The sequence below is a fragment of the Amazonocrinis nigriterrae CENA67 genome (assembly GCF_016056305.1).
Classification (GTDB): domain Bacteria; phylum Cyanobacteriota; class Cyanobacteriia; order Cyanobacteriales; family Nostocaceae; genus Amazonocrinis; species Amazonocrinis nigriterrae.
Map to the genome: position 1 here is coordinate 1 of NZ_JAECZC010000085.1, position 6,949 is coordinate 6,949.

Genomic DNA, 6,949 nt, shown 5'->3' on the forward strand with positions numbered 1-6,949 from the left:
CCCGCCCGCCCCGCGGACGTGATAGAGCAACTGGGACGAGGCCGGCGACCCGGTCGGGGCCCGGTCGACGAAGTAGCTGGCGACCGCCGGCACGTCCCCCGGGGCGACGGCGACGCTCGCCCCGAGGGCGGCGTCCCCGGTCCCGTCCGGCGGGCCGTACACCGTCTCGCCGACCCACGCCCCGGTCCGGTTGGTCGCATACCCGAGGTCGCTCCGGACGGCCGCGAACGACCCGGCCGAGAAGAACCCGGTGCTGTACGTGATGTGGGCGAAGTTCTGCGAGTCGGCGGCGATCGATAGGAACCGCGGTGCGAACCGGTCGCCGGACGAGAACACGTCTTGGCCCTGGTCCCCGGTCAGGAGTGCCCGCCCGGCCGCCCACGCGCCGGACTTGTTCGTGGCGTAGAGGAGTTCTCCCTGGCCGACGGACCCGATGGTGGACTGCTGCACGGTCCGATGGGCCAGGAGGTGGAAGACCCCGCCCGGGCCGACCGCCGCGGTCAGGTTGTCGGCCGGCGGGGTGAACGGACCGGCCGGGTTCGGGCCGAGCGGGATGGTCTCGGTCAGTGCCCACCCGCCGGCCCCGCGGGTGTAGTGCCGGACGCCGTCGACGCCCACGCCAAGACTGGCGTCGAACCCCGGGGCGAGGAGGAAGGCGTGGGCGGTTCCGTCCGCGGTGAACGCCAGTTGCGCGGCCTGGGACGCCCGCTGGACGGTGTCGCGGTCGGGGTAGGTGCTGGAGGCGTAGCCCGAGCCGGCGACGACTGGCTCCTCGTCCCAGCCGAGGCCGGCGCGGGTGCGGTAGGTGAGCGTCGTCCCGACCCAGACGAGTTCCGAGAGCCCGCCGGCAGGGGTCGCCTGGAGCCAGTTGAACTCCCCGGCCGGCACGCTGTTGGCCGGGGTGAGACGGTCTTCGAGGCGGGTCAATTCCAGATTCACGGGCGATGTCCTTCGGTCAAATCACAAGAAAGCCGCCACCCGACCCGCCGTCGCGGGAATGTGCGGCTGTACGGCTGAGTTCGTGGTCACCCGACGTATACTCCATCGGCGAGGACTGCCCCGCCGAACGGGTCGAGGTCGGTCGCGGCCGGCTCACTGTTACCGCCGAAGTCCTTGCCGAGGTAAACACGCACCTTCGCCGGTCGCCCGGCCCCGCTCCCGACCGCCAGGTCGGCGAACCCGTCGCCGTCGGCGTTGGTGATCGCGACCCGCGCCCCGCCGCGGTCGTTGAGGTTGCCGCCGACGAAGAAGTTGGCGACCGGGGCCGCCTGCGCCCCTGCCACGTCGCCCGCCACCACGAGCGCGCCCGACAGGACGAACACCCGCGGGGCGCCGCCCGGGCCGCCACCGAAGACGAGGTCGGCGAACCCGTCCCCGGTGATGTCGCCGGCCGCGACGAAGGAGCCGTTCCGCAGGTTCACCGCGTCGCTGCCCGGGAAGGCGAAGAAGTCGGCGACCAGCCGCGTGGGGTTACCGGCGAGGGCACTCTGACCGGTAAAAATCGCGGTACGCGGCCCGCCGCCGAACCCGGCGGCCACGACCACGTCGGGCGTGCCGTCACCGTTCACGTCGCCGACGGCAGCCCGGACGCCGCCGCGGAAGCTCGGATCGTCGATCCCGAAGAAGTTGGCGCGAGTCGAGCGCGTACCGTCCGGGTTCATCGTGAAGATGGTGACCCTGGGTCCGCCACCCTCATCCGGAGTGACGGCGAACTCGGCGCGGCCGTCGCGGTCGAGGTCGGCCGCCGCGACGTAGCCGCCGCCGCGGAAGTCGCCGCCGAACGGGTCGAACGGCTGCACCAGGACGGAGCCGTCCTTGCCGCTGAGGACGGTGACGCGGACAGGGACGCCCGGACCGGTGACGGCGATAGTGTCCGCCGTACCGTCTCCATCCACGTCGGCGGAGGTGGTGCGGACGGTGGTCGAAATCGATCCGAATGGCTGGACGGTCGTGATTGTGTTGGTGGAAGGCGTGTACACACTGACGCTGCCGTCCGCTGAGCCACCGATGAGCATGGGGGCTGGCGGAGTAGGTGTGACGGTAACGACGAATGAGGTGGCAGCAGTTAGTCCTCCGGCGTCGCGGACAGTGAGGGTGATGGTCGCGATGCCGGTCTTACCGGGGTTGGGCACGAGGACCATCTGCCGCGACACGCCGGTCGGGGCGAACACCACGCCGGAGTCCGGAATCAGGTCCGGGTTGGACGACGTGGCGGAGATGAACAGCTGATTGAATGGCGTCTCGGCGTCGGACACGGAGAGCGGGATCCCGCCGCTCGTCACGTCCTGCCGGATGTCGACGTTCGCCACGCCGGAGATGCGCGGCGGGGTGTTCGACGGAAGAGTAGCCACTGGCGGGTTATTTGCGGACAGCGCGAGTCCCAGGGAGCCCGACAGCAGTGATGCCACTTCCGGCGAGACCTCGGTAGCCGTAGCCGCGGCCACCAGCGATTGTGCCCGCCCGATCGCCGCGAACGCGTCGTCGAAATCCCCCGCCCCGAACCCGGCTTGGGCCTGGGCCAGTTCTGCCCCGACCGCGCTAGCCAGTGGCTGTGAGACGCGCCCTGCGGCCGCCAGAGATTGAACCGTATCCGCGTAGTCGGCAGGCGTCAGGGCCAGTTGCGGCAGGGCGAACAGAGCGCCGTACCCGAAGCTCAGGCTGCCCTGAAGCGCCCCCAAGTTGTTCGTGACCAGTACCAGGGACCGGACGCAGTCCAGGAAGGCGGTGACCTTGAGCATCACCGCGTCCGTCGGCAGGCTGTCGCTCAGGAGAGCTACGATTTCATTCCGAGCCGCAGTCACCCCGGCCAATTCTCCCACCGTCGGCGGGCGAACCGATTGACCGAGTTCAGCTGTCCGAATCTGGATGGCCTGGGCCAGCGCGTCCGCCGCCCGCTCCGCCGCCAATGCCCCCATGAAACTGGAGATCACGGTGAGGCTCGTCGGGCCGCCGGCCGCAAGGCCGTTCGAGGAGACGACCGACTTGAATGCGTTGGTCACGTCCTGGCTTGCTCCCACCTCCGCAAATGCGGCCGCGACCTCGGCCGGCAGGCCGCCGGCGGCGATCTGGTCACGCAGTTCGGACGACGGCGGGCCGGCGGGTACGGCCAGTTCTGCCAGGGCCGTCAGCCGGACCTCAGCCGCGTAGGCCGCCGCCAACCGGGTGGCGAGGGCGGACAGGTCGACCAGCCGGGCGGCAGCCGCATCCGCGTCGCCAGCGACCGCGGCCCCCAGCCATCGGTCCTGGGCCGACCGGGCGGCCGCGTCGAGTGTCGTGATCCACCGCCCGACTTGAAGTTGCTGCTGGTAGATGGCGGGCAATCGCTCGTCAACGACCGGTGTGGGTGCGGTCGGGATGCCGACCGGCGTCTGGTAGTCGGGGTCCGGTGGGTCGACTGCGTCGATGTAGAGCTTGTTGACGGCCGCGATGTTCTGGTCCACCCGGGTCACGGCTGTCACCAGTCCGGCTAGGTCTTCGTTGGAGAACGCCTTCGAGATGGAGTCGATCAGGTACTTCGTATTCAGACTGCCGGCCTGGAAAGCCTTCAGGAATCCGTCGTTTCGGTCCTGGACTTCGAGAGTGATATTCCCTGGTTTCATCTCGGGGGCACCCAAGGTCGAGGCCGCAACCGGGGTGACCTTGTACGTCACGACCTGCTGCTTTATCGCTCGTGGGAACTCGGTGGCGGCGAATGCATTGGCCAACTCCGTAATCTCGCGGACGGTGTCGCCTAACCCCTCAAAGGCCTCGAGCGCTTCGGCAGACCCGGGGATCGCGTCCTTGTACTTTTCGACCTTCTCACGGACAGCTGAATAGGCATCAAGAAACTGCTGTCCGCTCGAATGGGTTAGGAATCCGACCATCATGTCGTACGGCGTCTGATCACCTTGGAGCTTCGGATCGAGCCAGTCCCAGGTGCGGTTGAACCCGATCGCCGTCTGGTCGTCACCTAACGTCACAGTGGTCGACTTGCCTGCGAGTAGCTTGATCGAACGGTTCGTGCCCGCGCGGTTGATAGGGGTCACGCCGGAGCTGCGTGTAAACGCCTCGACGTCCTGAGGAGCGACTTCTTCCCAATTCAGGTCGTACGTCATGTGGAACGGAGCCTGGCTCTGCAGCTTCACGACGACGCGGTATTCCGCTTTGCGGATTGCTGTGGCGCCGCCGTGATTCGTAACAATCTTCTCGATGATCGGCTGCAGCTTAACTGCCGGTATCGCGACGAACGCCTGATTGTTGTCTGTCTTGACCTCGCTCAACGTGGCCTGGGGTGAGAATGCGAAGTTCACCCGAAGGGAATGTGCGTGGCTGGGCGGCACGTCGAGTTCGTCCGCCGTGAAGGTGACGAAGCCCCCAAGGCGACTCGTTGGCTTGGCCAGGGTCGCCTGACTAACGTCCCAGAATGGCTGGGCGATAATCCCATCCGGAGCCCAGAATCGGTTGCGGACTGTGTAGTCAGCCACGGCCCCCTGCGGCAGCCAGTCGACGGAGATGTCGGCAATGTCCGGTCGGACGTCTAGATTCTTATCCAGCTTCGTGATGTTGTTGGCCTCGTTCGCCCCCTCATCGATTCGACCGGCGAGGGACGTCCCGTCGGAATCCACAACGAGGAGGAGGAACTTCGCGTCCTGTGGGCGAGAGGTCAGCGCGGCCGGGTTGATCTCGACTGGGTGCGGGCCATCGGTCTTCTTGATGTCCTCGTCCGGGAAGGAATAGGCCTTACCCAATCGGTTCTCCCACGTCCCGTCCCGAGACCAGACGAGCGTAATCGAGTACTCGTCCGCTGCCGTCAGCCCGGTGGTCGAGTAGGTAACTCGGACTCGGTCGTCCGCGAGCGTCTCACGCAACTCGTAGGTTACTGTACCAGCAGCCACGTCCTTGGACTGGGACAGTGCTGCCGCCGCTGAGTTGTTGCCCCGAGCCGCCGCGGGTTCGCCGTCCAGGTCGATCACCGCGACCAGGTATCGCACGTCCTCGCCCGGCTGGCCGACCTCGCCGGCGGTGACGGTCTTCTGTCGGGGGCCGGTCAGCGGCGAGAGCGTGTGCGACAGGGTCGCCTTGCCCGGCCCGGCCGGGTACTTGACCGTCGCGGCGTCCAGCGTCGGGGCGTTGGCCCACCAGTACTCCACCTTCGGGGCGGCAAGGAGCTCGGTGGTGTTGTGGTAATGGAGCGTGGCCCCCGCGAACGGGTCGGTCGAGCCCGGGGCGGGGACGTTCAACTTGAGATCGTCCGCCACGGTGTCTCGCGGTACGACCGCGCCGACGGAGATCCCGACAACGAGGTTGAAACTAAGAACGTGGTAGCCGGCACTGTCAACGATGATGACGCTACCCGACCCCGAGATCGGGAGCGGGTACGACTTCCCAACAATCACGGTACGCGTGATACTTTCCCTGCTAGAACCAGACACTCCGACCTTCGTAAACATTACGAAAGGGTCTTCGGTACCGAACGCAACTTGCCCCGATGCCTGGGCGGCTGGAGCACCTGAGTCGTTCTGTGAGTCGGAAGCCGAGATACTGCCCTCGATTGTCACCGAGACCTCTTGGCCTTCTTCGCTCGGGTCGTCCGGGACGATGGTCAGTGACGTGCTGTCCCCGTTCAGGGAAAAGGTCACCGTGACGGTCGGGTCTTCTCCCCCGCCGTACGCGCCACCCAGACCGACGAAACTGCGATACCCGCTCGCCGTGGCCGCGCTCTCGTCGTAACCGAAATTCACGGCAACGATCGGCAGATTGTCAAGTCTGAACGAGGCGGGCGTAGTCCGTTCTTCCAAAGCCTCGACTTGAAGCCAGGAGCGAAGGGACGGTCGCCGGTCGCGTTCGGACGGCAGCGAGCGGAGGTACTGCAGATCGGCGGGCGTGCGCATGGGCGGATTCCGAGTGAGAATGCGACGGACTCCCGGCGCGGCGGAGGGGCCTGGTGAATGCCCGAGCGGCAGCCCGATCACCGCCAAACAGGGCTCTCCGCCAGCCGACCCCAACAGTGGTGTCCACATCCCTTTCGCCGCGCGGGGCGAAAAGCGGACAGTGAATTGATCCGACCGTCCCGACCGGTTATCATCCCACCCACCTACCCCGAATCACTTGCCACACGGCCGAATCGCCCAATTATGATCCAATCGTCGTTTCCATCTCCGTCCGGCGAGCGGTTCGCCGCCGCGCTCGAGACCTGCCGCCAGTTCCTGCTCACGGTCGCGGCCGCCGAGATGCCCGACTACCTGACCCCCAAGGGCGGGGCCAGCGACCTGGTCCAGAACACCCTGGCGAACGCGTACCTGGCCCGCGCCCGGTTCTGCGGCCGTACCCTCGACGAGCTGCGGGCCTGGCTCCGGGGCATCCTCGCCAACGAGCTGGCCGACTTCCGCCGCCGCTACCGGGCGGCCTGTCGGGACGCCGCCCGCGAGGCCCCGGTGGACGCCGCGGACGCCTCCGCCGCCACCGGGTCGCAGCCGATCGACCACCTGATCCGGGCGGAGCGGGCCGAGGCGGTGGCCGCGGCCGTCGAACGCCTCCCCGCCGACGCCCGGTCGGTACTGGCCCTGCGGCTCGACTGCGGGCTCGGGTTCCGGGAGATCGGGGAGCACCTCGGCCGGACGGAGGAAGCCGCCCGGAAGGTGTTCCTCCGGGCTCTCGAGCGGCTCCGCGCGACGGCCCCGGAACCGGCCGAGCCGGACTTCCCCATCCGTGTCGGGCGCGGTCGGGGCCGGGCGGTACGGGGTCGTGTTCCTGGCCGAGGATCCGGACCTGGGCCGGGACGTCGTGGTCAAGGTGCCCCAGCTCGCGGTCCTGGCGGACCCGGGCCTCAGGGCCCGGTTCGGCCAGGAGGCGCGGGCCGCCGCCCGGCTGGACCACCCCGGGATCGTGCCGGTGTACGAGGTCGGCGAGGACCGCGGGCTGGCGTACCTGGCGGCCGGGTTCGTGGACGGGCCGACACTGGCCGCCTGGC

2 protein-coding genes and 2 pseudogenes are annotated in these 6,949 nt (G+C 68.1%); 2 read left to right on the plus strand and 2 right to left on the minus strand.

Annotated elements, in window-relative coordinates; translation table 11 throughout:
• Together I8748_RS28465 and I8748_RS28470 are read right to left on the minus strand one after the other, a co-directional pair.
• Positions 1-939: hypothetical protein (locus tag I8748_RS28465; protein ID WP_198127860.1), on the minus strand; the 939-nt coding region annotated here is incomplete at its 3' end.
• An 86-nt stretch (positions 940-1,025) separates the two neighbouring features.
• Complete coding sequence (locus I8748_RS28470; protein ID WP_198127861.1) at positions 1,026-5,870, minus strand: FG-GAP repeat domain-containing protein; 4,845 nt, start codon at positions 5,868-5,870, stop codon at positions 1,026-1,028.
• Between the two features lie 243 nt (positions 5,871-6,113).
• Here I8748_RS28470 and I8748_RS36390 point away from each other — a divergent pair.
• Both I8748_RS36390 and I8748_RS35445 read left to right on the plus strand, forming a co-directional pair.
• Positions 6,114-6,638 (plus strand): annotated as a pseudogene (locus I8748_RS36390) (RNA polymerase sigma factor); the annotation flags it as partial.
• A gap of 85 nt (positions 6,639-6,723) precedes the next feature.
• A pseudogene (locus tag I8748_RS35445) lies at positions 6,724-6,949 on the plus strand (serine/threonine protein kinase); the annotation flags it as partial.

Bases quoted from the DNA above. Each gene is read 5' to 3' on its own strand.
- I8748_RS28470 (WP_198127861.1), bottom strand. From the start codon at position 5,870: ATGCGCACGCCCGCCGATCTGCAGTACCTCCGCTCGCTGCCGTCCGAA.